Annotated in this window: 22 protein-coding genes; 15 read left to right on the top strand and 7 right to left on the bottom strand. The window is 55.0% G+C overall.

Annotation, left to right across the window (positions count from 1 at the left end; all coding sequences use genetic code 11):
• The first annotated feature begins 14 nt into the window (after positions 1-14).
• The 3 genes from edd to KWG64_RS14810 all read left to right on the top strand — a co-directional run bounded on the left by edd (position 15) and on the right by KWG64_RS14810 (position 4,513).
• Positions 15-1,829, top strand: a complete 1,815-nt coding sequence (gene edd / locus KWG64_RS14820) for a phosphogluconate dehydratase (RefSeq protein ID WP_218522306.1) — start codon at positions 15-17, stop codon at positions 1,827-1,829.
• Positions 1,830-1,860: 31 nt separating this feature from the next.
• Positions 1,861-2,502, top strand: coding sequence for a bifunctional 4-hydroxy-2-oxoglutarate aldolase/2-dehydro-3-deoxy-phosphogluconate aldolase (locus tag KWG64_RS14815; protein ID WP_195823209.1), 642 nt, complete (start codon positions 1,861-1,863; stop codon positions 2,500-2,502).
• 676 nt (positions 2,503-3,178) lie between these two features.
• Complete coding sequence (locus KWG64_RS14810) at positions 3,179-4,513, top strand: MFS transporter (protein WP_218522305.1); 1,335 nt, start codon at positions 3,179-3,181, stop codon at positions 4,511-4,513.
• A gap of 64 nt (positions 4,514-4,577) precedes the next feature.
• Here KWG64_RS14810 and KWG64_RS14805 read toward each other — a convergent pair whose 3' ends face one another.
• From KWG64_RS14805 to KWG64_RS14790, 4 genes are read right to left on the bottom strand one after another with little or no spacing between them, the layout of a single operon-like run.
• The gene (locus KWG64_RS14805; protein ID WP_218522304.1) at positions 4,578-5,267 is read right to left on the bottom strand and encodes a GGDEF domain-containing protein; all 690 of its coding nucleotides are present in this window, start codon (positions 5,265-5,267) and stop codon (positions 4,578-4,580) included.
• Positions 5,251-5,661: a DUF1987 domain-containing protein gene (locus KWG64_RS14800; protein ID WP_195815316.1), complete on the bottom strand. Its 411-nt coding sequence runs from the start codon at positions 5,659-5,661 to the stop codon at positions 5,251-5,253. Before KWG64_RS14800 ends, KWG64_RS14805 begins: the two co-directional genes overlap by 17 nt.
• A 15-nt stretch (positions 5,662-5,676) precedes the next feature.
• Positions 5,677-6,231 (bottom strand): SiaB family protein kinase, encoded by a 555-nt coding sequence (locus tag KWG64_RS14795; protein ID WP_218522303.1) that lies wholly within the window; start codon positions 6,229-6,231, stop codon positions 5,677-5,679.
• A gap of 9 nt (positions 6,232-6,240) precedes the next feature.
• Positions 6,241-7,497 carry a SpoIIE family protein phosphatase gene (locus KWG64_RS14790; RefSeq protein ID WP_218522302.1) on the bottom strand — a complete coding sequence of 419 codons (1,257 nt, stop codon included), beginning with the start codon at positions 7,495-7,497 and terminating at the stop codon, positions 6,241-6,243.
• A gap of 281 nt (positions 7,498-7,778) precedes the next feature.
• On the opposite strand from KWG64_RS14790, the gene KWG64_RS14785 reads away from it, so the two are divergent.
• From KWG64_RS14785 to efeB, 6 genes are all read left to right on the top strand, one after another.
• Complete coding sequence (locus KWG64_RS14785) at positions 7,779-8,978, top strand: ceramide glucosyltransferase (RefSeq protein ID WP_218522301.1); 1,200 nt, start codon at positions 7,779-7,781, stop codon at positions 8,976-8,978.
• Positions 8,979-8,985: 7 nt separating this feature from the next.
• Positions 8,986-9,555, top strand: coding sequence for a DedA family protein (locus tag KWG64_RS14780; protein WP_218522300.1), 570 nt, complete (start codon positions 8,986-8,988; stop codon positions 9,553-9,555).
• A complete protein-coding gene (locus tag KWG64_RS14775; RefSeq protein ID WP_218522299.1) occupies positions 9,552-10,229 on the top strand; it encodes a glycosyltransferase family 2 protein in 678 nt (225 codons plus the stop codon). Before KWG64_RS14780 ends, KWG64_RS14775 begins: the two co-directional genes overlap by 4 nt.
• Positions 10,230-10,458: 229 nt before the next feature.
• On the top strand, positions 10,459-12,084 hold the full coding sequence (gene efeU, locus KWG64_RS14770; RefSeq protein ID WP_218522298.1) for an iron uptake transporter permease EfeU: 1,626 nt from the start codon (positions 10,459-10,461) through the stop codon (positions 12,082-12,084).
• 14 nt (positions 12,085-12,098) lie between these two features.
• Positions 12,099-13,325 carry an iron uptake system protein EfeO gene (gene efeO / locus KWG64_RS14765; RefSeq protein WP_218522297.1) on the top strand — a complete coding sequence of 409 codons (1,227 nt, stop codon included), beginning with the start codon at positions 12,099-12,101 and terminating at the stop codon, positions 13,323-13,325.
• A gap of 3 nt (positions 13,326-13,328) precedes the next feature.
• Positions 13,329-14,603, top strand: a complete 1,275-nt coding sequence (gene efeB, locus KWG64_RS14760) for an iron uptake transporter deferrochelatase/peroxidase subunit (RefSeq protein ID WP_218522296.1) — start codon at positions 13,329-13,331, stop codon at positions 14,601-14,603.
• 18 nt (positions 14,604-14,621) lie between these two features.
• Here the strand turns inward: efeB and KWG64_RS14755 are convergent, their stop codons facing one another.
• Positions 14,622-15,644 (bottom strand): LacI family DNA-binding transcriptional regulator, encoded by a 1,023-nt coding sequence (locus KWG64_RS14755; protein ID WP_218522295.1) that lies wholly within the window; start codon positions 15,642-15,644, stop codon positions 14,622-14,624.
• A gap of 222 nt (positions 15,645-15,866) precedes the next feature.
• On the opposite strand from KWG64_RS14755, the gene KWG64_RS14750 reads away from it, so the two are divergent.
• Positions 15,867-17,063: an L-talarate/galactarate dehydratase gene (locus tag KWG64_RS14750; RefSeq protein ID WP_218522294.1), complete on the top strand. Its 1,197-nt coding sequence runs from the start codon at positions 15,867-15,869 to the stop codon at positions 17,061-17,063.
• Positions 17,064-17,078: 15 nt separating this feature from the next.
• Here KWG64_RS14750 and KWG64_RS14745 read toward each other — a convergent pair whose 3' ends face one another.
• The gene (locus KWG64_RS14745) at positions 17,079-18,005 is read right to left on the bottom strand and encodes a LysR family transcriptional regulator (protein ID WP_218522293.1); all 927 of its coding nucleotides are present in this window, start codon (positions 18,003-18,005) and stop codon (positions 17,079-17,081) included.
• 182 nt (positions 18,006-18,187) lie between these two features.
• Here KWG64_RS14745 and KWG64_RS14740 point away from each other — a divergent pair, with 182 nt between their 5' ends.
• The 5 genes from KWG64_RS14740 to KWG64_RS14720 all read left to right on the top strand — a co-directional run bounded on the left by KWG64_RS14740 (position 18,188) and on the right by KWG64_RS14720 (position 22,821).
• Positions 18,188-18,937 (top strand): glucose 1-dehydrogenase, encoded by a 750-nt coding sequence (locus KWG64_RS14740; protein ID WP_195815328.1) that lies wholly within the window; start codon positions 18,188-18,190, stop codon positions 18,935-18,937.
• A gap of 291 nt (positions 18,938-19,228) precedes the next feature.
• Positions 19,229-19,708: an Hcp family type VI secretion system effector gene (locus KWG64_RS14735; protein ID WP_195823222.1), complete on the top strand. Its 480-nt coding sequence runs from the start codon at positions 19,229-19,231 to the stop codon at positions 19,706-19,708.
• Between the two features lie 12 nt (positions 19,709-19,720).
• Positions 19,721-20,620: a hypothetical protein gene (locus KWG64_RS14730; RefSeq protein ID WP_218522292.1), complete on the top strand. Its 900-nt coding sequence runs from the start codon at positions 19,721-19,723 to the stop codon at positions 20,618-20,620.
• 16 nt (positions 20,621-20,636) lie between these two features.
• Positions 20,637-21,065 carry a hypothetical protein gene (locus KWG64_RS14725; protein WP_195823224.1) on the top strand — a complete coding sequence of 143 codons (429 nt, stop codon included), beginning with the start codon at positions 20,637-20,639 and terminating at the stop codon, positions 21,063-21,065.
• A 127-nt stretch (positions 21,066-21,192) separates the two neighbouring features.
• On the top strand, positions 21,193-22,821 hold the full coding sequence (locus tag KWG64_RS14720) for an ABC transporter ATP-binding protein (protein ID WP_218522291.1): 1,629 nt from the start codon (positions 21,193-21,195) through the stop codon (positions 22,819-22,821).
• On the opposite strand, the gene KWG64_RS14715 is transcribed toward KWG64_RS14720, so the two are convergent.
• Positions 22,818-23,639, bottom strand: coding sequence for a sulfurtransferase (locus tag KWG64_RS14715; protein WP_218522475.1), 822 nt, complete (start codon positions 23,637-23,639; stop codon positions 22,818-22,820). The two genes, KWG64_RS14720 and KWG64_RS14715, sit on opposite strands and share 4 nt — an antisense overlap.
• Positions 23,640-23,651 lie beyond the last annotated feature (12 nt).

Here is a 23,651-nt window from a genome sequence, read left to right as displayed (position 1 = left end):
AAAAGGAGAACGAAATGATTAACGAAACAGTCTCGCGCGTCACGCAGCGGATCATTGAACGCTCCGGCCCGACCCGCGAAGCCTATCTGGCGCGCATGGAATCTGCCCGTTCGAAAACGGTTCACCGCGCGCAGCTGGCCTGCGGCAATCTGGCGCACGGCTTTGCGGCCTGTCAGCCGGATGACAAAAACGCCCTGAAAAATATGGTGCGCAGCGACATCGCGATTATCACCGCCTACAACGATATGCTCTCCGCGCATCAGCCCTACGAGCATTACCCGCAGCGCCTGAAAGAGGCGCTGAAATCCGTCGGTGCCGTCGGGCAGGTGGCGGGCGGCGTGCCGGCAATGTGTGACGGCGTCACGCAGGGGCAGGACGGCATGGAACTGTCGCTGATGAGCCGCGATGTGATTGCCATGTCCGCCGCCATTGGCTTGTCGCACAACATGTTCGACGGCGCGCTGTACCTCGGAATTTGCGACAAAATCGTGCCGGGATTAGTCATGGCGGCGCTGTCATTCGGGCACCTTCCGGCGGTCTTTATTCCGGCCGGGCCGATGAGCACCGGGTTGCCGAACAAAGAAAAAGTGCGCGTACGCCAGCTGTACACCGAAGGCAAGGTCGATCGTCAGGCGCTGCTGGAAGCGGAAGCCGCGTCGTATCACGGCATCGGCACCTGCACGTTTTACGGCACGGCCAACACCAACCAGATGGTGATGGAAGTGATGGGCCTGCATCTGCCAGGTTCGTCATTTGTGCCGCCGGACACGGCATTGCGCGACGCGCTGACCGATTCGGCGGCGCGTCAGGTGACGCGTCTGACCGAAACCAGCGGTAACTATCAGCCGCTCGGGCAGATGGTGAATGAGAAAACCGTGGTGAACGGGATTGTTTCGCTGCTGGCGACCGGCGGTTCCACCAATCTGACCATGCACATGGTGGCGATGGCGCGTGCAGCGGGCATCATCATTAACTGGGATGATTTCTCTGAACTGTCCGACGCCGTGCCGTTGCTGTGCCGCATTTACCCGAACGGCCCGGCGGACATTAACCAGTTCCAGGCTGCCGGTGGCGTGCAGCTGGTGGTGCGCGAACTGCTTAATCATGGCCTGTTGCATCAGGACGTCAGCACCGTCGCCGGTTTCGGGCTGGAGCGTTACACGCAGGAGCCGTGGCTGGATAACGGCGAACTGGCGTGGCGTGAAGGGGCACAAAGCTCGCTGGATACAAACGTGATCGCCAGCGTTTCTGCGCCATTCGAACATCACGGCGGCACCAAAGTGTTGTCCGGCAATCTGGGACGCGCGGTGATGAAAACCTCGGCGGTTCCTGCGGATAATCAGATTATCGAAGCGCCTGCCGTCGTCTTTGAAAGCCAGCACGACATCGTGCCTGCGTTTGAGGCCGGGAAACTTAACCGCGATTGCGTGGTGGTGGTGCGTTTTCAGGGGCCGCAGGCCAACGGCATGCCGGAGTTACACAAATTAATGCCGCCGCTCGGCGTGTTAATGGATCGCGGATTTAAAGTGGCGCTGGTCACCGATGGCCGTTTGTCCGGCGCATCCGGCAAAGTGCCGTCTGCCATCCACGTCACGCCGGAAGCGTATACCGGCGGCATGCTGGCGAAAGTGCAGGACGGCGACATCATCCGCGTGAATGGCCGCACCGGCGAGCTGGCGTTGCTGGTGGACGACGCTGAGCTGGCGAAACGCACCGCGTACCAGCCGGATCTGAGTGCCGAACATACCGGCTGTGGCCGTGAGCTTTTCGGTGCCCTGCGCAGCCAGCTTTCCGGCGCGGAACAGGGCGCGTGCTGTATCAAATTTTAATGTCGAAGACGTGAGATAAGAGAAAACGAACATGAAAAACTGGAAAACAAGCGCTGAACAAATCCTGACATCGGGCCCGGTTGTGCCGGTGATTGTCATCAATAAACCCGAACATGCCGTGCCGCTGGCGAAAGCGTTGGTCGCCGGGGGCGTTCGCGTTCTGGAAGTGACGCTGCGCACCGCCTGCGCGATGGACGCGATCCGTGCGATTGCCCGCGAAGTGCCGGACGCAATTATCGGCGCGGGCACTGTACTGAATGCGCAGCAGCTGAAGGACGTCACCGACGCAGGCGCACAGTTTGCAATCAGTCCGGGTCTGACGGATGACCTGCTGAAGGCCGCAACGGCGGGAACCATTCCGCTGATCCCGGGGATTTCTACCGTGTCCGAACTCATGCTGGGGCTGGATCACGGGTTGCGTGAATTCAAATTCTTCCCGGCAGAAGCTAACGGCGGTGTGAAAGCGTTGCAGGCGATTGGCGGCCCGTTCCCGCAGGTGCGTTTCTGCCCGACCGGCGGCATTTCACCGGCGAACTACCGGGATTATCTGGCGCTGAAAAGCGTGTTGTGCATCGGAGGTTCATGGCTAGTTCCGGCTGATGCGCTGGAAAGCGGCGATTACGCGCGCATTACCCAGCTGGCGAAAGAAGCTGTGGCCGGTGCAAAAGCGTAACGAATAAACGCAGCAATAAAACCTAAATAGAAAAGCAGGCCCGCATGGAATCATTTCCGCGGGCCTGCTTTTTTTCTTTTATAACGCACTTATTGTTAAAGCTGTTTTGCTGATATTAAAGAACACACTGGTGAGTTCTTATTTATGCAGAAATAAACAGGGCTAACGTTGTTCTCTGAAAGGGGAATCACACATCGTCAATGAATACGGGTTAATGAAGGCAATTATAAAGTAAAGTTTCTGATTTCCCATTGTGCAACTGACCGGCTTTGCACGATGAATGCCGGAAGTTTTCTGGCATATGAAATATGAACTGTGACTTGCATCACTCTTTTTGAGGCGTGGCCGGTAAGCGATAAAAGAGTGTTATTTCAACGTTATCGTAATGTGAGAGTGCAAAGTAAAATAAGAAAATTCCCCGCAGATCCTTGGGCGTCTGCACAGTGTTATTTCTATTTCCCTTTCTTATACTGATTCAACCCTCTGAAGGTAGCCTTAAATCACAATCATTGCGTCAACAATACGGGTGAATTAAGGGCGTTATTTACCAAAAAAAATGCCAAATGGATTTTTTATTTTAACAGGGATAGCAAACCTCCGGTTTCTGCATTTCACACTTTAACTGAGATTGTTTCAAAGCGTGCTGACGCCGGAAAATGTTACAGAGAGGGATAACATGAGTGTTGAATCTGTGGCGTCAGGAAATAAAAAGACGCATGTCCGTTACATTATTCTGCTGATTATTTTCGTTATTACTGCCGTTAATTATGCCGACCGCGTGACGTTATCTATTGCCGGAACAGAAGTGTCTAAAAATCTGGGATTAGACGTTGTCGATCTGGGGAAGATATTCTCAGCATTTGGTATCTCTTATCTGCTGATGCAGCTGCCCGGCGGCTGGCTGCTTGACCGGTTTGGCACTATCAAAGTCTATACCTACAGCCTGTTTTTCTGGTCGTTCTTCACGCTGGTGCAGGGCTTTGTCGGCTGGTTCCCGGTGGCGTATGCCGTGGGGTCGCTGTTCCTGCTGCAATTCCTGTTAGGTTTTGCCGAAGCGCCGGCGTTTCCGGCCAACGCCCGCATGGTAGCAGCCTGGTTCCCGACGCGGGAACGTGCCACGGCGTCTTCCATCTTCAATGCGGCGCAGTATTTCTCGCTGGCTATTTTCTCGCCTTTCCTCGGCTGGCTGACCTACGCCTGGGGCTGGGAAAACGTGTTTGTGGTGATGGGCGTGATTGGTTTTATCCTGACGCTGTTCTGGGTGAAGTTTGTCCGTAACCCGCTTGACCATCCGGGGGTTTCAGCCAGCGAGCTGGACTATATTGAGCAGGGCGGCGCGGTGGTGAATATGGATCAGGCGAAATCCAGACAGGGCAAGCAGGGCCCGAAATGGAATTACGTTCGCCAGCTTCTGAGCAGCAGAATGATGTTAGGCATTTTCTTCGGCCAGTATTTCCTCAACACCATCACGTGGTTTTTCCTGACCTGGTTCCCGATTTATCTGGTGCAGGAAAAGGGCATGTCGATTCTGAAAGTCGGCCTGATTGCCTCAATTCCGGCTCTGTGCGGTTTCTGCGGCGGCATTCTGGGCGGCGTCGTGTCGGATAATCTGCTCAAACGCGGCTTCTCATTAACCGCGGCGCGGAAAATCCCGATTGTCTGCGGCATGATCCTGGCGTCCGGAATTATTCTGTGTAATTACACCGACAATAATGTGGTGGTGGTCGGGCTGATGGCGCTGGCCTTCTTCGGCAAAGGTTTCGGGGCGCTGGGCTGGCCGGTGATTGCCGATACCGCACCGAAAGAAATGATTGGTATGTGTGGTGCGATATTCAATATCTTCGGTAACGTCGCTTCTATCGTCACGCCGCTGCTGATTGGTTATCTGGTGAAAAACCTGCATTCCTTCAACAGTGCGCTGATCTTCGTCGGCTGTTCTGCGCTGATGTCCATGCTCTGCTATCTGCTGGTGGTCGGCGAAATCAAACGTCTCGAATTTAAGAAAGTGTGAGGCCAAAAAAAGGTGAATGCAGGCTGTCTGCATTCACGCTTTTATCTGCAATCCCGTGCCCTGACTATCCGCAATGCACCCGGTTTCTGCCGCGTCGTTTCGCTTCATACATGGCGGCGTCGGCGTCGTTGTATAACGTATCAAAGCTGCTGTTCTGCTTTCCCCAGCTTACGCCCAGGCTCGCCGTCACCAGCTGATGTGGCAGTAAATCCAGCGGCGATGCATTGAGCAGCGCGTGAATATAACCGGCGACAATCACCGACTGCGCTTTGGTGTAACGCGGCAGCAGGATGGTGAACTCCTCGCCGCCGACGCGCCCGATACTGCCCAGCTCCGGCACAGATTGTTCTATGCGCCGGATCAGCCCGCAAATCACCGCATCGCCCGCCGGATGTCCGTACTGGTCGTTGATCGCTTTAAAGTGATCGATATCGAGCAAAATCAGCCCGGCTTCTCCCGCGTTCAGCGCTTTCGTAATCTGATCAATGATGGCGCTGCGGTTATAAACCTGGGTCAGCGGGTCGTGCGTGGCCTCATACTCCAGCCGTTCATTGAGCTGGTTCAGATCCCGCTCGGCGCGGTCGCTGCGGCGGATCAGGCGGTAAGATTCATTCATGATCTTCTGATAATGCGCGGTCAGCTTGATCAGCGCGTCGCGGTAAACTTCCGCGTCCAGCCCCTGTGTCTCGGCCAGTTCGCGGTTGTCTTGCAGGATGGCGCTTTCTGCCGTGAATAACTCATCTAAGCTCGTCATGGTAGCTTTCCGCGTGGAGGTGGAAGGCGATGGCGGGGAAATCAAGGCTCAGTTCCTGGCCAAATTCTTCGGAAATATCATCCTCAGGATCGTAATACCAGTGCAGCGTGGTGGCGATCCCGGCGGCAGCGGCGTTATTCACCGCACTTAACAGGCTGAAAAGCATTTTGGTGCTGGAGCTGTTGAAGTAACTCAGCGCGACGTGCAGCGTCAGCGGCGAGCCGGTGCCCTGAGGTTGCGCGGGCACAAAGTTTTCCAGGGCGGTGATCAGCGGACGATAAAAAGCCGCCGCATTTTCCGGATAAGATTCACCGGCCAGCGACAGAGTTCGGCCATCAAAATCAAATTCAACTTCCGGCGTGCAGGAAGTCGCAGGGATGCTGATATTGTTCATAGTGATGCGCTCTTTTTAGATTATGGCTTTCAGATGAAAAGTGGACAGTTCAGAGGCTTCCACCTGATGAAAAGTAAATTCCAGCGGTTCACTGGCGTCGCGGGCGAGGGTGAGCAGGCCGATGTTGGCCCCTTTACTCCACACCGGGCTTTCCGCACGCAGCGACGCTTTATAGGTGAGTTTGATTTCGTCGGCGCTCATGGTTCTGATCGTCTCCAGATAGTCGCGCAGCCGCACAATATCTTCCGGGCGGATCAGGTTGGTGCTTTCGCACACGTAGCGGCCATTATCGATGCCCAGCGTGACGGATCCGAAACGCATTTCGTCGTCAGCACGCGCCAGCGCACGGCTGTCCGAGGAGTAACGCAGGATGTTTTGCACCATCTCAATAAAGGTGGAAAACAGTTTGCGGCGGGTGCTGGAAGACGCTTCATGCTGTTCCAGATACAAACGGATCACTTCGCCCATCGCGGTAATATTGTTTTGCGAGAAAAATCCGGTGTACTGCAATGCCACCACGTCATAATGCGGCGCACTGAACGGTTCGGTGAAAACGGGTTCGTTTGTCATAAATAAACTCTACGGTTGCCGGCCCCTGAGGCCACAATAACGAAAACCTAAAAAGGTCATATCATCGCGGCGTTGCTGATTGCCCTGCCAGTCGAGATAGGCCTGCATCATCGCTGCCGAGAGTTCGGGCACGGGCGCTGAACGGTGCTGTTCGAGCAGCGTTTTCACCTTTTTCTTCCCGAACATGATGTTGCGTTTACCGCCAACCTGATCGGTCAGGCCATCGGTATAAATAAACAGTAAATCCTGCGGATTGAGCGGGGTTTCATGCAGCGTCCAGCGATAATCAGCGGGCGTTTCGGTATACCCCACGCCCATGCGGTCGGCACTGAGCGCCACCGCTTCTTCACTTTCAGCCGGTAACAGGAAACCGGAAAGGCGCGCACCGGCCCAGATCAGCCGCGGATCCTGCGGGTCGATAAACGCCACCATCGCATCGCAGCCGTCGTTGGATGTGGAAGTCTGATTCGACTGTTCGGATTGCCCGAGCGTCTGTTTGATAAACTGATTCACGTGGCCGAGCAGCAAATCCGGACGGTTGGCCGGGCATTCCAGCAAGGATTTATCCAGCGCCGAGGAGAGGATCACGGTCATGAACGCGCCCGGCACGCCGTGGCCGGTGCAGTCGGCGACAAACAGCAGCCAGCCGCCGTCAACTTCATGAAACGCATAGAAATCGCCACCCACGCAGTCTCGCGGCTGCCACACCAGGCTCCAGTCTCTGAGCTGCGCCGTCAGCGTTTTATGCGACTTGTTCAGCATCGATTCCTGGATCACGCGCGCGTACTCAATGCTTTGCATGATTTGCTGATGCTGCTGCGTCTGGACGTTCGACACGGTTTTGATGACGTCGATCCCCAGCCCCATGCCGATGTAATGGCCGCCGGTGGTCAGAATAAATCCGTCAGTGACCGAACGGTCGCCGGACTCCACCATTTTCTGCGCCAGTTCATCGAGCGTACTTTCTGAATCAATCACCAGCGGATGCTTATCCATAAACGCGATACAACTTTTCCGGTCATAAAGTTCGCGAAAATAAGGGCGGGCCATCTGGGAAAGAAAGATATGGCGGTTGATCAGCCCGAACGGGCGGTTGTCCTCAACGACGGGTAGGCTGATCAGCGAATGGTGCTGGGTGAATAATTCCATCACTTTCAGGTTGTCACTTTCCGGGGTGACAAAAGGGACATCAATACACAATTCCCGGGCAGTTAGAGAACGGGAGCTGGGCGTAAATTGTCTTTGCAAATAGCCTGAGCGTTCCATGTTGACAGATCCGGTCACGATAAAGATGAACAGATTACTGCGGAAATATTTCAGTTTATCGGTGCCATTAAGAAAATTCCGAATAACAGATAATAAAAACATTTCCTTACGGCAAATGCCAACATTCATGCGCCCCGAAAGCCTGCTTTAAGAAAACCTTAATGAAACGTCTCTAGGATGATTATTACCTCGTAATCGTTTTGCCTGTTTTCTCACGATGCTGACCGCCGGAAATCACCGGTCACATCACGCCAGCGCTTAAAAAATGAAGGGGCATCATCATGGCTTTAAGCACCGCATTAACCGCCACCTTTGGCGGTTTCCTGATTACGCTGCAATTCACCTCTCTGGCGATCGCTTACTGGCGAATGCGCCGGGGCGTCCGGCGGGATGAAACGCAGGAAACGTCAGAATTTATCGCACTGGTGCGACCGCTGTGCGGGCTTAACGCCTTTGAAGAGGAAACACTGCGTTCCAGCTTTCATCAGGATTATCCCGGTTACGAAATTGTGTTCTGCGTCGCATCGCGCTTTGATCCGGTGATCCCGCTGGTGGAAAAACTGATGGCTGAATATCCGCATCAGCGTGCGCGTTTGCTGACCGGTGATGACAAAATATCGGCGAATCCTAAGGTGAACAATCTCAATAAAGCGTGGGAAAACACCACTGCCGGGATTGTGGCGATGGCGGACAGTAACCTGCTTTTACCGCCGAATTATCTGCGTTCGCTGGTGAATACTTTCGACGCGAAAACCGGAATGGTAAGTTCGCCTGCGATCGGCATTCGTCCGGAAAATATCTGGGGCGCGGTGGAAGCCGCAATGCTGAACACGCATCAGGCGCGCTGGCAGTATCTGTCTGATTTTCTCGGTAACGGTTTTGCGCAGGGGAAAACGCTGTGCTGGCGGCGCGAGGTGCTCGATAATGGCGGCGGCATGGCGGCGCTGGGCAGTGAACTGGCGGAAGACGTGGCGTCGACCAAACTGGTGAGGCGCGCCGGGCTGAAAGTGCGTTTACCGGCGCAACCTTTTGCGCAACCCGTCGGTCATCGCAGGCTGGACGCGGTCTGGAGCAGGCAACTGCGCTGGGCGCGTATCCGCCGTGACGGTTTTTTCTGGCTGTTCGTGCCCGAAATTATTATGGGTTTTCTGCCTGCGCTGGCGGCCGTCACCTGGCTGACCGCCGCCGGTGATTTGCCGCTGTTCGCACCGGCTGCGCTGTTTGTGTTGTGGTTTGGCGGCGAATGGGCGCTGGCAAAAGCGCTCGGCTGGCCGCATCAGCTGAGGGATATTCTGGCGATGTGCCTGCGCGATATCATGATGCCCGCGCTGTGGTTAGGGTGCTGGGCAGGGCGCGGTTTCACCTGGCGCGGCAATCCTTCCGGCGAAAAAAGCCTTTCGGGCAAGATAAAGCTAACCGGTAAAATAAAACTATCAGGTAAAAAACAACCCGTGCCTGTGAGTCAGTCGCCGGGAAAATAAGGACCGTATGTTTGCTCTTGAAACCATTGAATCACTGATTAAAGCGCACGGATTGCTGTTTCTGACCCCGCTGGCCATTATCGAAGGGCCGGTGGTGACGGTGCTTGCCGGTTATTTTGTCCGCCTCAACTATTTCAGTTTATCCGTCATCTTCGCCGTGGTGATGGCGGGAGAAATTCTCGGGGATATTCTTTTTTATTCCCTCGGTCGCTGGGTTATCGGGCCGGGCGGACAACCGCCCGGCTGGCTGGCGCGTCTGGGGCTGACGCAGCCCAGACTGGAAAAAATGGTGCGCAGTTTTGACCGCAAAGGCGGGCGGTTGCTGGTGTTAGCCAAGCTGACCCATTCCGCCGGTGCGCTGGTGCTGACCGGCGCGGGCATGGCGCGGATGCCGCTCATCCCGTTTCTGTTCTACAACATTATCGCCGCCATTCCCAAAAGCCTGTTTCTGCTGGCGATCGGCTGGATGTTCGGCGACATCATCGCGCAGGTGAACAACTGGATCCTGTACGTCTCGCTCGGGTTGCTTATCGTGCTGGTCACCGCAGGCGTCATGTGGCTGAGGAGCAAAGAATGATCACCGTCAGTTGCATTATCCCGGCGTGTAATGAAGCGGCGCGGATCGGCAAAGTGCTGGATGTCGTGCGCAACCATCCCTTGCTGTTTGAGATTATCGTGGTGGATGACGGTTCAGCGGATAACACCGCAGACGTGGCACGGGAAAAGGGCGTTCGCGTGGTCAGGCTGGCAAAAAATCAGGGTAAAAGCCACGCGGTGGCGGAAGGCATTGCGGCCGCATCGGGCAGCCATCTGCTGATGCTGGACGCCGATCTGCTGGGGCTGAACTGGCGTGATATCACCCGCCTGATCCAGCCGGTAATACAAAATCAGGCGGATGTGACTATCAGTCTGAGGCGCAACAGCCCGTGGATCTGGCGGTGTATCGGGCTGGATTATATTTCCGGCGAGCGGGTGTTTGCGCGCGAACTGCTGGCAACACGGCTGGACGAAATCCGCGCTTTGCCGCATTTCGGGCTGGAAGTCTGGATCAACCGGTTGTGGATCGCCGCCGGATCCCGCGTGCGGGTGGTGAGCTGGCAGGGCGTGATTAGCCCGTACAAAGCCGCCAAAATGGGCTGGATGCGCGGGTTAATGGCGGATATGTCGATGATGCGGGATATCTTCCGCACCATTTCGTTGCGGGAATCTGTACAACAAATCATCCGCCTCAGACGCCGCAGTCAGGCATGATGTTGGCCGGAATGTGAACGATAATTTTCTGCGCCGCGACCTTCACTTTGGCGTTTTTATTCTCTGTTTATTATTTGGTTACAAATAAAGCACTCTTTACACCATATTCTTAATTTCACATCACTCTGTTGCAAATCCTCATACTCCATTTCTTCCTTCCCGTTCGGGCAACTGATATCAATTATCATTAATAATTGATAATGCTTCTTGTTGCCACGGAGTCAGCCTTTTGTTAGCCACTTTTATTATCGGACTTCGTGAAGGTTTAGAAGCCGCGCTTATCGTCGGGATTATTGCGGCGTTTCTCCGTAAGAATGGCAAAAGTCTGACCGCGATGTGGGTCGGCGTGGTGCTTGCCGTGGTGCTTTCTGTCGCGGTCGGTGTGGCGCTGGATCTGACTGAACGCGCGCTGCCGCAGGCGGGACAGGAAGGGATGGAATCGGTGATTGGCGGTGTCGCCGTCTTCTTCGTCACCGGCATGATTTTGTGGATGAACACCCACGCCCACAACATGAAGAAAGAGCTGGAAAGCGAGGCCGCGCAGGCGATCAGCCAGTCGGGCGCCTGGGCGCTGGCGAGCATGGCATTTCTGGCCGTGCTTAAAGAAGGTTTTGAAACCAGCGTCTTCCTGCTGGCCACTTTCTCGGTGGCGCAGTCGGCGGCCTGGGCTGCCGCCGGGGCGGTTATCGGCCTGCTGGTGGCGGTATTTATCGGCTGCGGGATTTACTACGGCGGCATCCGCATCAACCTTTCCCGCTTCTTCCGCTTCACCGGCCTGTTCCTGATTTTCGTCGCCGGTGGCCTGATTATTACCTCACTGATGACCGCGCACGAAGCGGGCTGGCTCAACATCGGGCAGCAGCGCGTTGCCGATCTCTCCTGGCTGGTGCCGCCGGGCACGGTCCGTTCGGCGCTGATCACCGGCGTTCTGGGGATCCCTGCCGATCCGAACCTGATTGAAACTTTCGGCTGGGTGCTCTACATCGCGATTGTCACGGTGATGATTTACTGGCCCGCGAACCGTCGTCCTTCTGCAAAAGTTGCTGCCCGCGCCATGCTGGCGTCCGCCGCCGTGCTGGCGCTGGCGGCCCTTTCGCTGTGCCTGTTTTATCCTGCGTTTACGCTTCAGGTGCCGGACACCGCGCCGCTGGTCAGCAATGACGCGCAAGACGCCGCGGGGCAGCTACAGCTTCTGCCGGTGGCCGGAAACGGTTATCAGCTGAGTGTGAAAACGGCCAGCGGCGGTGCCACTGTGATTAACCTGCCTGCGGATGCGGCAACGGCGGGCAGCCAGGCCGGAATGCCAGCGGATGAGTGGACGGTTAAAAGTACGTATTCGCCGCCGGACGCACCGGCGATTCTGGATCTCGATGCGGTGGTGGCGTTGTACGGCAACCGTATTCCCATCGGGCTGGATCCGGCGCAGCATCCGGGGCCGTATCAGGCGGCGTGGACACTTCACTGCACCGTTCAGGTTTCCGTGGCGCAGGGCGTTTTGCTGGGAGCCAGCGCACAGGCCGACGAAGTGATCACGCTTTCGGGCAGCGGCCTGCAATCTCCGCGCACCGTCACGGCGCGCAGTCCTACGGCGGCGGCGTCTGACTGCAACTGGCAGGTGAGCGGCGCGTATCAGCAGCGCGTTTCTGACGCGCTGCAACAGATGCAAACTTATCAGGATACTTACCGTTTTTGGGCTGTCATGTTGCCTGTTGTTCTGGCGGCGCTGGCCCTTATTTTTGTCATCTCTGCATTACGGGTTCTCTTGAAACTCCGCAATGAACGGCTTTCTGTTTCGGGTAAAGACGGCCTGTCATTCGGTTCTTCATTACACACTGGCTTGCCAAAAAATAAATAAAGGATAGGAAACTTATGCGCATTAAGACGTTTAAGAAAAAAGAATCTCTGATGACGGCCGCGGGTCTGACGGCATTGCTGATGTTCTCCGTGGAAGCGCCTGCCAATGCGGCATCAGTGGCGCCGGTGAAAAACGGCGTTTCTGAAGTTAATATCACCATGACCAGCGCCGCCGACGGCACCTGCGTGGTCGACCACGATTCTGCGAAAGCCGGTCCGGTGACGTTTAACGTGGTGAACAAAACCGCGACGTCGATCACCGAATTAGAGCTTTTGAGCAACAACCGTATTTTGGGCGAAAAAGAGAACCTCGCGCCGGGGCTGCCAGCGGTGAAATTCACCCTGACGCTCGATGGCGGCAAATACCAAATCTATTGCCCGGGCGCGAAACGTGAACTGATCGACTTCACCGTGACCGGCAAAAGCGCCGCGCAGCCGCAGGGCAGCACGGCTACCATTCTGGCGCAGGGCACCAAAGATTACGCGACTTATGTGAATGGCGTGGTGGACGCGATGGTCGTGGCCGTTAACCGCCTGAAAGCGGATATCGATGCCGGCGACCTGGCAACGGCCAAAGCTGATTACGCCAAAGCGCGTCCGTTCTACGAACGTATCGAATCTGACGTGAACGGTTTTATTCTGCCGGGCTTCAAGGCGACTGATAACGCCGGGAATCTGGATTACCTGATCGACATGCGTGCCTCCAATCTGGATCCTAAAGCGGGCTGGCACGGCTTCCACGCCATCGAACGTGACCTGTTCGGTCAGGGCAAAATCACCGCAGAAACCAAACAAACGGCCACCGAATTGCAGCAGAACGTGGTGCGTCTTGACGCACTGACCAAAGCGCTGACTTACAAACCGGAAGATCTGGCTAACGGCGCTGCCGACCTGCTGGAAGAAGTGCAGAACACTAAAATCAACGGGGAAGAAGAGGCATTCAGCCACTTTGATCTGGTGGATTTCGCCGGTAACGTCGAAGGCGCGCAGCAGGCATTTGCTTACCTGCAACCGGGTCTGGAAAAAATTGATCCTGAGCTGACTAAGCAGGTTGCCACGCAGTTCGCTGCCGTTCACGACATGCTGGAAACCTATCGTGATCCTAAAGTACCGGGCGGATACAAATACTACACGGCTGAGCTGAAAGCGTCTGATGCCGCCAAACTGAGCCGTACTATTCAGGCGTTGCAGGAACCTCTGTCCAAAATCGCTGAGAAAGTGGCGGCGAATAAAGGAGCCTGATGAATGAGCGACAAACTCCATCCGGCCAGGGAGGCCGGTAAGTTTTCTCGTCGTGAATTGCTGAAAGGAGCAGTGGCTGGCGCCAGTGCTCTGGCTATTCCAACGGTCAGCTATGCGCACGGGCAGGCGACGGCCGCCCGCGACCCGGAAGATAAAATTGACCTTTCCCGTCAGTATTCTTTTTACGGTCACGAAGGGCAGGCAGGGATCAGCACGCCGCCGCAGCGTCATATCATGTATATGACCTTTGATCTGACGACCTCCACGCGGCAGGACTTGCAGGTTCTTCTGGCGCGCTGGTCGTCGGCGATTGCGCAGCTCATGAAAGGCGGCACCATCGGACAGGTTGAACCTGCCCGTGACAGCGGCGTCGGGATGGATACCGGTGAAGCGATGGATCTCGGCCCGGCGTCACTGACGGTGACCGTCGGTCTGGGGCCGCGCGTCTTCACGGACACATTCGGGCTGACGCAGCACAAACCGGTGCTGATGCGTAACCTGATGCAGTTGCCGAGTGACGACATGCAGCCGGAACTGACCGGCGGCGATTTGTCATTGCAGGCCTGTGCGGACGATCCGCAGGTGGCGTATCACGCCATCCGCGATCTGGCGCGTATCGCCAAAAGCACCGGCGCAGCCCAAACCCGCTGGACGGTCATGGGCTTTGGTCGTGCGTCCGCCGGAAAAGGGCAATCCACGCCGCGCAATCTGTTCGGCTTCAAGGACGGCACGCGCAATATCACCGAAAAAGCGGATTTCGACAAATATGTCTGGATCAAAGACGGTGGCCCCGCGTGGCAGCAAAACGGCAGTTATCAGGTTGTGCGTAAAATCAAAATTCACATTGAAAGCTGGGACACCGACCGCGTCAGTGATCAGAACAATGTGTTTGGCCGTCACAAAGTGTCCGGCGCGCCGTTAACCGGCACAAAGGAATTTGATACGCCTGATTTTAAGAAGAAGGATGCAGACGGTAACCTGATCATTCCGGCGACCGCGCACATCAGTCTGGCGTCGCATGAAAATAATCAGGGCATTAAGATTTTACGCCGCTCTTACAACTACACGGACGGTCTGAATAACATGGCGCAGCTGGATGCCGGCCTGTTGTTTATCAGTTATCAGAAAGACCCCGCGCAGTTTGAAGCGCTGCAAACCCGCCTCGGTTCTTCCGATGCGCTGAACGAATACATTTCCCACATCGGTTCGGGGATCTTCTTTGTGCCGCCTGCGCCGAAAGAAGGGTCGTATATCGGCGCGGAAATGTTCGAAGCCTGAAAATTTGCCTCAACGGTTTTACGCTGAACCTCTTTCAATCAGCGTAAAACCGATATCCACCACGCTTTCTGCCACCGGCAATCCTTCAATTTTATCCGCCAGCAACGTGGCGGCCTGCTGTCCGATTTTCCAGCGATCGATTTTCACCGTCGTCAGCGGCGGCAGCGTGCATTGTGCAAAGTCCAGATCGCCAAAACCTATCACCGCAACATCCTCAGGAACCCGCAATCCGCGGCTTTGCGCCTCAAAAATGGCACCCTGCGCCAGCGTATCGGAGCTGCAAATTATCGCACCGTATTGTTCGCCGCTGTCCAGAAGTTGCGCCATTGCCTCGCGTCCGCGCGCAATGGTCGCGGGTAACGGCACGTGACTGTCGGTAAACGTCAGACCTTCGTGCGTGGCGAACACATCCATAATGCCTTTATGACGAAGCGCGGCACGCTGGTCGGGCGTCCAGATCAGCCCGAAGCGCTGATGCCCTTTACCGAACATGAAACGGGCGAGGGCATTGCCGATTTTCTCGTGCGAAAAGCCGATCAGCATGTCGAGCGGCGTCGGCGTCAGATCCCAGATTTCCACCACCGGAATGGCGGCATTCAGCACGCATTTTTTCAGCTCGCTGCTGTGGTGGATCCCGGTCAGCACAATGCCGTCCGGCCTGCGGGAAAGCAGCGTCGAGACAATATCCGCTTCCGTTTCCGGGCTGTAGCCCGACACGCACAGCAGCATGTGGTAATTACGCAGCGCCAGCTCGTCGCTGATGGCCTGAATCGTGTCAATAAACATGCTGTTATTGATTTGCGGAACCACCACGGCAATCAGTTTGCTGCGCCGCGACGCCAGCCCGCCTGCCAGCATATTGGGAATATAGCCGGTCAGCTGCACCGCCTCTTTCACCTTAGCGACCGTTTTCGGGCGCACGATATCCGGCGTGTTCAGCGCGCGGCTTACGGTGATCGGCGAAAGCCCCGCCGCGCGGGCGACATCTTCCAGCGTCGGTGGCCGGGCGGGACTTTTTTTAGCGTCAGAAGCGTTTTTCACAGGCGGAACCTTTTATTAATGATTGCGATATCATTACGCGTAAACAGCAGGGAAGCAGTATCTCAGGGATTAAAATACAAATCATGCTTACTTCCGGATATGTCGCCATTTTTGTGACTGGTAACAAATTTACCTGCCTTATTTATAGCCAGCGTTAAGGCGCGGGTGTATCAATGATTGCGCAATCATTTTAAATATTCCCTTAACGTGGAGGTTTAGCAGATGGTTTCCGGAACAAATTCTCAGGCAGTGACTTACGCAAAAGCGACAGACACCAAAACGGCGGCAGAAACCGGTGACAGAATTGCGTGGGTGAAAATCTCGCTGTCCATTTTGCCGCTGGCGACGCCCGTCAGTGACGCAAAAGTGCTTACCGGGCGGCAAAAACCGCTGACAGAAGTGGCGATTATTTTCGCCGAAATCCGCACGCGTGACGGCTTTGAAGGCGTCGGGTTCAGCTATTCCAAACGGGCTGGCGGGCAGGGAATTTATGCTCACGCGAAAGAAATCGCCGACAATCTGCTGGGTGAAGATCCGAACGATATCGACAAGATTTATACCAAACTGCTCTGGGCGGGCGCATCGGTCGGGCGCAGCGGCATGGCCGTTCAGGCGATTTCGCCAATCGACATCGCGCTGTGGGATCTCAAGGCCAAACGCGCCGGACTGCCGCTGGCGAAACTGCTCGGCGCACACCGCGATTCCGTGCAGTGCTACAACACCTCCGGTGGTTTCCTGCATACTCCGCTGGAGCAGGTCATCAAAAATGTCGCGATTTCACGCGAAAGCGGCATTGGTGGTATCAAGATAAAAGTCGGCCAGCCGGATACCCGCGAAGACATCCGCCGCCTGACCGCCGTGCGTCAGGAACTGGGCGATGATTTCCCGCTGATGGTCGATGCCAACCAGCAATGGGATCGCGAAACCGCCATCCGCATGGGCCGGAAAATGGAAGCATTTAATCTGGTATGGATTGAAGAGCCGCTGGATGCTTATGACGTGGAAGGCCACGCCGCGCTGGCCGCCGTGCTCGATACGCCGATCGCCACCGGAGAAATGCTCACCAGCTACCGCGAACATGAACAGCTGATCCTCGGCAATGCCAGCGATTATGTGCAGCCGGATGCGCCACGCGTGGGCGGCATCACGCCGTTCCTGAAAATTATGGATCTGGCCGCGCGGCACGGTAAAAAACTGGCCCCGCATTTTGCGATGGAAGTGCATCTGCATCTTTCCGCCGCGTATCCGCTGGAACCCTGGCTCGAGCATTTCGAGTGGCTGAACCCGCTCTTTAACGAACAGCTGGAACTGCGCGACGGGCGGATGTGGATATCAGACCGCCCGGGTCTGGGGTTCACGCTGAGCGAACAGGCCCGCAAATGGACGCAGCGGGAGTGCGAATTTGGAAAACGTCCATAGCGGTAAACCCGTTTTTCAGCTCTGTATTGCTGGCAGCTGACCGCTGACTTTTTGCGGAAAGGTTTCCACCAGCCAGTCGATAAACACGCGCAGGCGATGCGGAACGTGGCGGTTTTGCGGGTAGACCACATGGAACGGATAGGGCGCAGGCCGCCATTCTCTCAGAATTTCCACCAGCGTTCCGCGTTGCAGCGCGTCGCAAATGGAATAGCTGAACGTCTGGATAATCCCCAGACCGGCCATTCCGGCCGCCAGATGGGCGTTGCTTTCATTCACGCCAATACGGTGATCGACCTTAATTTCCGTTTTCCCGCCATCGTGTTCAAAACGAAACGGAAAAGCCCGGCCATTCTGCGGTGAAAGATAACTCACCAGCCGGTGGCCGTTTTTCAATTCATCGGGATAAGCCGGTGTGCCGAAGGCTTTCAGATAAGCCGGTGTCGCGCAGGTGATAAGCGTCGCATGGCCGATATTGCGGGCAATCAGCGAAGAGTTGTCCAGCGGCCCGCCGCGTATCACGCAGTCCACATTGTCACTGATGAGATCCACAGGACGGTCAGAAACGCCCAGATCCAGACGGATTTCGGGATAACGCGTCATAAAATCAGCCAGTGCCGGGATCAGCACATCGCGCGCCGTCGAACCGCCGACGTCAATGCGCAACAGCCCGCGTGGCTTGCTGCGCACGGCGTTAAACGACGTATCGACATCTTCCAGATCGCGCAGAATGCGTGCCGTTTTCTCATAATATTCGCAGCCCTCCGGTGTTACCGTCACGCGCCGCGTGGTGCGCTGCAACAACCGCACGCCGAGATGTGCCTCCAGTTCCTGCACCATTTTGCTCAGCGTCGCATTGGGCATATCCAGAGAATCCGCCGCGCGGGTGAAATTCCCCGCCTCAACCACCCGGGCAAACGCCCGTATTGCCGTTAACTGATCCACACGCTTTTCCCGCCGGTTATCCGATGCTTTGATTATACACACACAGGAATAGTCATTTTCATTTTTCGCTATTTTTCAATAAACCGTCTGGCGCTAAATTACAGCCATGCCTGAGGCGGCAGACAACGGTCACCGGCCTCAGGCAACTTTACTTAACCTGAACTGACTTTGAGGAATGAAAAATGACAACTCCACTGAACGGTAAAATTGCACTGGTCACCGGCGGGACAAGCGGCATCGGTCTGGGTACAGCGAAAGAGCTGGCGGAACAGGGCGCGCAGGTCTTTATCACCGGCCGCCGTCAGGCAGAACTGGACGCCGCCGTCGCTGAAATCGGCGCTGCGGCAACGGGTATCCGCGCCGACGCTTCCGTACTGGCCGACCTTGATGCGGTTTATGCACAAATCGCCAAAACCGCAGGGCGCCTGGACATTCTCTTCGCCAACGCCGGTGGCGGTGACATGCAACCGCTGGGCGGCATCACGGAAGAACACTTTGACCGGATTTTTGGCACCAACGTCCGCGGCGTATTGTTCACGGTTCAGAAAGCTTTACCGTTACTGACCGATGGCGCATCGATCATTCTGACCGGCTCCACCACTTCAGTGCTGGGCACGGCGAGTTTCAGCGTGTACAGCGCCAGTAAGGCCGCCGTGCGTAACTTTGCCCGCTCATGGGCGCTGGATCTGAAAGACCGCGGTATCCGCGTCAACGTCGTCAGCCCGGGCCCGATCCGCACTCCGGGCTTAGGGGATCTGGTTCCGGAAGAACACCGTCAGGGCCTGTTCGATGCACTGGCCGCACAAGTCCCGTTAGGCCGCCTGGGTGAACCGAAAGAAATCGGCAAAACCGTCGCATTCCTGGCCTCCGATGCCGCCAGCTTCATTAACGGCGTCGAACTCTTCGTCGACGGCGGAATGGCGCAGGTCTGAGTATTAAAACGAGAGCAAAAATGAACCGGCGGAATAGTGCCGGTTTTTTTGTGTCTGAATTTCTGTCACTTCGGCTGTCTGCTCTTCTTTTTAATAATGTGCATAACATCTCATATTAAGTTTAATGTTTAAGAGAATGACTAACTTCATAAATTAAGCTTTCCTGCAATAAAGGGACTTTTATTGGCAATTATACTTTGGATGTATTGTTTCTGTTTTTATATTGATATACAGCATTTGTATGAAGAAAATTATTCAGATATAACCTCTTAAATTCACAGGAGGTGTTAAATGGCTAATCAAATCTACATGACGTTGAACGGAGAGAAACAAGGCCTCATTTCTCAGGGGTGCGGAAGCTATGACTCAATGGGGAATAAATATCAGGCACTGCATCGTGATCAAATATTCTTACTCGCACTTTCACACAGCACGCATCGTGACCAAAACGTGTGTCATCAACCTCTATCAGTAACCAAAGTTATCGATAAATCGTCGCCCTTGCTGGGCGTTGCCATCGCCAATAATGAAAAATTACAGTGTAATTTCGACATTATGCGAATCGATACGACAGGTATGCTATCTAAGTATTATTCAATCGAATTACGTGACGCTTATCTTATTGATGTTTCGATTAATTTCCCCCACTCCATAGACCACAGCGAAGCACAACCGGAAGAAAATCTGATTTTTACGTTTAAAAGCATCACATGGCATCATCTTCAGGCGGGAACGTCAGGTTACAGCTTCTGGCAAGAAATTGTGATGTAAAGGAGAAGAAAAATGAGCAAACGCAGTGATATAAAAGATGGAATCAGTTCGTCAGGGGAAAAAAGTGGAATCATTTATACCCGGGTTTTGGGCTGGATCGATCTCGGCCATGCTGGTGGGGAGGATTGCCGGAGGCTTAAAGCCATTTTGTTCGAAGAAAAAAACAGAAAATTCTTTCCTGAGTTTAATGAATGGTACTTTCCGGTAGATTACTTTCAGGATTTTGCCTTGAACTTTAAGATCAATAATATCACGAGGCAAACTGCTGTCGGGATTAATACGCCTTTGATGGTGCGTTCTTGCCTGAGCTGGGAGGTCAAAAAAAGAATCGCACTGACCATCATGATGAAAACAGCGTACCGGCTCGAAGCACTGGAGCAATCTCACGCTTTTTCCTGGTATACAGACAGCGGATTTAGCGGTGAGGATCTGGTTTCGGATTTAGTCGGTTTTTACCGGATTTTTGGCAACGGTGTGGATCCGGTCGTTCTTGCCTATCCCACAACCAAAGAATATGCCTTACGTATTTGGGATTGCTACGGGCCAATAGGAAGCTATAAGAATAAAGAGTTCCGGCCATTGCTGTTCCCCCAGCCTTCACCGCTCAGGAAATTTTTGCCGAGAAAAGGCTATCTTCCCTCCTGGCTGAATTACATTAAACCACTCACTGACCTTTCTGATAATTATATATATAACAGAATTAATGACAGGCCCTTTGAAACATTATTTGAATCAAGAGATAGAATGAATCATGAACTTTATTTTTCACCCAGGAATAAGGGATGGGATTATACTGATGGGCTAAAGAATAATCGCAAACCTCCGATGATTGATTTGTGGCCACATACGCCTGTTGTGCCCGATTATTTCCAGATGAGAGACTGGAAAACGAAACACGCTGTTTTTAATTAATAAAAGGATTGCGGTAATGTTAAGCGCGATAAGATTTTTTCTGAAGTCCATACTTGCGATAATTATTCTGATAGTTATCACAGTGATTCTTTTTGTCTTTTACTTATATTTCATGCTCATCTATACGCTGGACGGGAAGGATTATAAGAGATCAAATGTCTTTGATTATTATCTTTTAACCCCAAAGCTATTCAGGGATGCCCCCGATATCTCTAAGAATATTTTGTACTACACAAGGGCTGACGATAATTATGGTTTTACACAAGAACGGGTCACATGGGAAAACGTGGGGGACATCATGGTAGCGAAGAAAAAGGTTGAAAATTATCTTTCAGAAAATGGCATCAAAAACGGAGAACTAAACAGCATGGGAGAAACATATTCAATCGTTTTGGATGGTGATGATATCACCCTGGTGTTGATCACTTGCACCCGATACTGTTGAGTCAGATCCTTACCAACCAAACCGGCATAACCCTGCACAAAACCGTCTAACCCGCTGCCTGCATTCGGGTTGTCACTTAAAGATATACGATATATTCTCTAAGTTCATTTCTTCGCCGGATTTGCCCATGACAACCGCCAGACCGCTTCTTGATGTCCGCTCTCTCGCCATTCATACCGCCGCCGGTTTGCCGCTGGTGAAGCCGGTTTCGTTGCAGGTGAACCGCCGTGAAATTGTGGCGCTGGTCGGTGAGTCCGGTTCGGGGAAAACCCTGAGCTCGCTGGCGCTGATGGGGCTGTTGCCGCCCGGCGTGAATATGACCGGTGGCGAAATCTGGCTCGATGATCAGAGGATTGCCAGCCCGCAGATGCCTTTTGACGCGCCGGTGCGCGGGAAACGGCTGGCGATGATTTTTCAGGAACCGATGACCAGCATGAATCCGGTACTGAAAGTCGGGGAGCAGATTGCCGAGGTGCTGGTTCGGCATCAGCAGCTGAGCTGGAAACAGGCGCACCGCGAAGCGGTGGCGTTGCTCGGTCGCGTCGGGATTGTGAACCCGGAACAACGGGCGAAGCAGTATATTCATCAGCTTTCCGGCGGGATGCGCCAGCGGGTGATGATCGCCAGCGCCATCAGCTGTAAACCGGCGTTGCTGATTGCCGATGAGCCGACGACGGCGCTGGACGTCACCATTCAGGCACAAATTCTGACGTTGTTGCTGGAACTGCAACAGGAAATGGACATGGGCATTTTGCTGATTACGCATGACCTGAGCGTAGTGGCGCGTTACGCCGATCGCGCTTACGTGATGCATCAGGGAAATCTGGTCGAGCAGGGGCCGGTGGCGCAGTTGCTGACGGATCCGCAGGAGCCGTATACCCGCAAACTGATTGGCGCGTCGCAGCCGGAGCCGCGTGAAAAGAGCGGTGAAATCAGCGCGGATTCGCCGCTGGTGCGGCTGCGCGGGCTGACCAAAAGTTATCCGCAGGCGCAGCGTCTTCCCTTTGTTCCGGCGAAACGCCAGACGGTACTTTTCCCGACCACGCTGGATATCCGCCGGGGTGAAATTCTCGGGCTGATCGGTGAATCCGGTTCCGGCAAAACCACGCTCGGGCGCGCCATAATTGGCCTGACGGACACCGACAGCGGCGATATCGAATTTGACGGCGTGTCGCTGACACTGGCCAGCCAGGGAACGCGGCAGAAAATGCGCCGCCGTGCGCAGATTATCTTTCAGGATCCTTATGCCAGCCTGAATCCGAAAATCACTGTCGGCGAGCAGATTGCCGAACCGCTGCGCGTGTATAAACTGCGGCCTGCGGCGCTGATTCAGGCGCGGGTAGAAGAATTACTGAAACTCGTCGGGCTGGAAGCGCATCACGCCAACCGCCTGCCAGGTGCGTTTTCCGGCGGTCAGCGCCAGCGTGTGGCAATTGCCCGCGCACTGGCGCTGGAGCCTGAATTACTGGTGGCGGATGAAGCGGTTTCGGCGCTGGATCTTTCGGTACGCGGGCAGATTCTGGCGCTGCTGGATCAGTTACGCCAGCAGCTGGGGCTGACGGTGCTGTTTATCAGTCACGATCTGGCGGCGGTGAAACAGGTGTGCGATCGCGTGGTGGTGCTGTATCACGGGAAAATCGTGGAAAGCGGCGATACAGCTCGGGTTCTGCGTGCGCCGCAACATCCTTATACGCAAACCTTACTGGCCGCCGCGCCCGATATCACGCGGGCGCTGCAACTGCGTCGGGCGGGTTAACCGCCTGTCAGCAACGGCAGTTCGCGGTGTTCCGCCCATTCATGCCATGACCCTACGTACACCGCCAGCTGGCGATAACCGGCCAGCTGAAGCGCGGTGTACACCGTAGCGGCCCGCGCGCCACGATGACAATAAATGATCACCCTCCGGTCAGGCGATAAGCCCGCGGCTTCTGCCCGCTGACGGATTTCCTCCGCGCTGAGAAATGCGCCGTTCTGCACCACATCTTCCCAGAAAAGCAGTTTCGCGCCGGGGATCCGGCCTGCGCGGTGGCAGCATTCATGCGCAAATTCACCGCAAAATTCCGTCGGGCGGCGTGCATCCAGAATTTGCACGCCATTGGCCTGCGCGTTCAGCACTTCATCGCGGGTGGCAGTCAGGTCTTTCTGAAAAACGGAGGCGTTTAACGCGTTCGGGCTGTCCGGGCTGACCACCGCGCTGCGTCCGGTGCCGGGCTGCAATTTGCCGCCTGCCTCTACCCAGGCGTCCAGTCCGCCGTCCAGTATCAGCGCGTTTTCGATGCCGCCGAACTGCGCAAACCATGCGCCGCGCGGGGAACGCATGCCGACTTGTTGTTCGAAAAATACTGGCGTGACGTTGTCACTGATGGCCAGTTGTTGCCATGCCCGATGAAAGGCATCCGCCATGCCCCGGATACCTGCAACGGTGCTGTCGGGAATAAAATAATCGTACACGTTGAGATGAAGCGCATCGGGCAACGTTTCTGCCTGCCACAGTGAGAACTCACGGACGTCAATCAGGGCAAATTCCTGTCCAAGCTGGCGGCGCGACAACAGCTCTGCGGCACCGATCAGCAGCCGGTGATTGAG

Origin of the sequence: Rahnella sp. PD12R, assembly GCF_019200965.1 — a bacterium.
Taxonomy (GTDB): Bacteria; Pseudomonadota; Gammaproteobacteria; order Enterobacterales; family Enterobacteriaceae; genus Rahnella; species Rahnella laticis.
Note: the sequence above shows the minus strand (reverse complement) of the source record. Positions and strands in the feature narration are given on the sequence as shown.

Bases quoted from the DNA above. Each gene is read 5' to 3' on its own strand.
- edd (WP_218522306.1), top strand. From the start codon at position 15: ATGATTAACGAAACAGTCTCGCGCGTCACGCAGCGGATCATTGAACGC.
- KWG64_RS14815 (WP_195823209.1), top strand. From the start codon at position 1,861: ATGAAAAACTGGAAAACAAGCGCTGAACAAATCCTGACATCGGGCCCG.
- KWG64_RS14810 (WP_218522305.1), top strand. From the start codon at position 3,179: ATGAGTGTTGAATCTGTGGCGTCAGGAAATAAAAAGACGCATGTCCGT.
- KWG64_RS14805 (WP_218522304.1), bottom strand. From the start codon at position 5,267: ATGACGAGCTTAGATGAGTTATTCACGGCAGAAAGCGCCATCCTGCAA.
- KWG64_RS14800 (WP_195815316.1), bottom strand. From the start codon at position 5,661: ATGAACAATATCAGCATCCCTGCGACTTCCTGCACGCCGGAAGTTGAA.
- KWG64_RS14795 (WP_218522303.1), bottom strand. From the start codon at position 6,231: ATGACAAACGAACCCGTTTTCACCGAACCGTTCAGTGCGCCGCATTAT.
- KWG64_RS14790 (WP_218522302.1), bottom strand. From the start codon at position 7,497: ATGGAACGCTCAGGCTATTTGCAAAGACAATTTACGCCCAGCTCCCGT.
- KWG64_RS14785 (WP_218522301.1), top strand. From the start codon at position 7,779: ATGGCTTTAAGCACCGCATTAACCGCCACCTTTGGCGGTTTCCTGATT.
- KWG64_RS14780 (WP_218522300.1), top strand. From the start codon at position 8,986: ATGTTTGCTCTTGAAACCATTGAATCACTGATTAAAGCGCACGGATTG.
- KWG64_RS14775 (WP_218522299.1), top strand. From the start codon at position 9,552: ATGATCACCGTCAGTTGCATTATCCCGGCGTGTAATGAAGCGGCGCGG.
- efeO (WP_218522297.1), top strand. From the start codon at position 12,099: ATGCGCATTAAGACGTTTAAGAAAAAAGAATCTCTGATGACGGCCGCG.
- efeB (WP_218522296.1), top strand. From the start codon at position 13,329: ATGAGCGACAAACTCCATCCGGCCAGGGAGGCCGGTAAGTTTTCTCGT.
- KWG64_RS14750 (WP_218522294.1), top strand. From the start codon at position 15,867: ATGGTTTCCGGAACAAATTCTCAGGCAGTGACTTACGCAAAAGCGACA.
- KWG64_RS14740 (WP_195815328.1), top strand. From the start codon at position 18,188: ATGACAACTCCACTGAACGGTAAAATTGCACTGGTCACCGGCGGGACA.
- KWG64_RS14735 (WP_195823222.1), top strand. From the start codon at position 19,229: ATGGCTAATCAAATCTACATGACGTTGAACGGAGAGAAACAAGGCCTC.
- KWG64_RS14730 (WP_218522292.1), top strand. From the start codon at position 19,721: ATGAGCAAACGCAGTGATATAAAAGATGGAATCAGTTCGTCAGGGGAA.
- KWG64_RS14725 (WP_195823224.1), top strand. From the start codon at position 20,637: ATGTTAAGCGCGATAAGATTTTTTCTGAAGTCCATACTTGCGATAATT.
- KWG64_RS14720 (WP_218522291.1), top strand. From the start codon at position 21,193: ATGACAACCGCCAGACCGCTTCTTGATGTCCGCTCTCTCGCCATTCAT.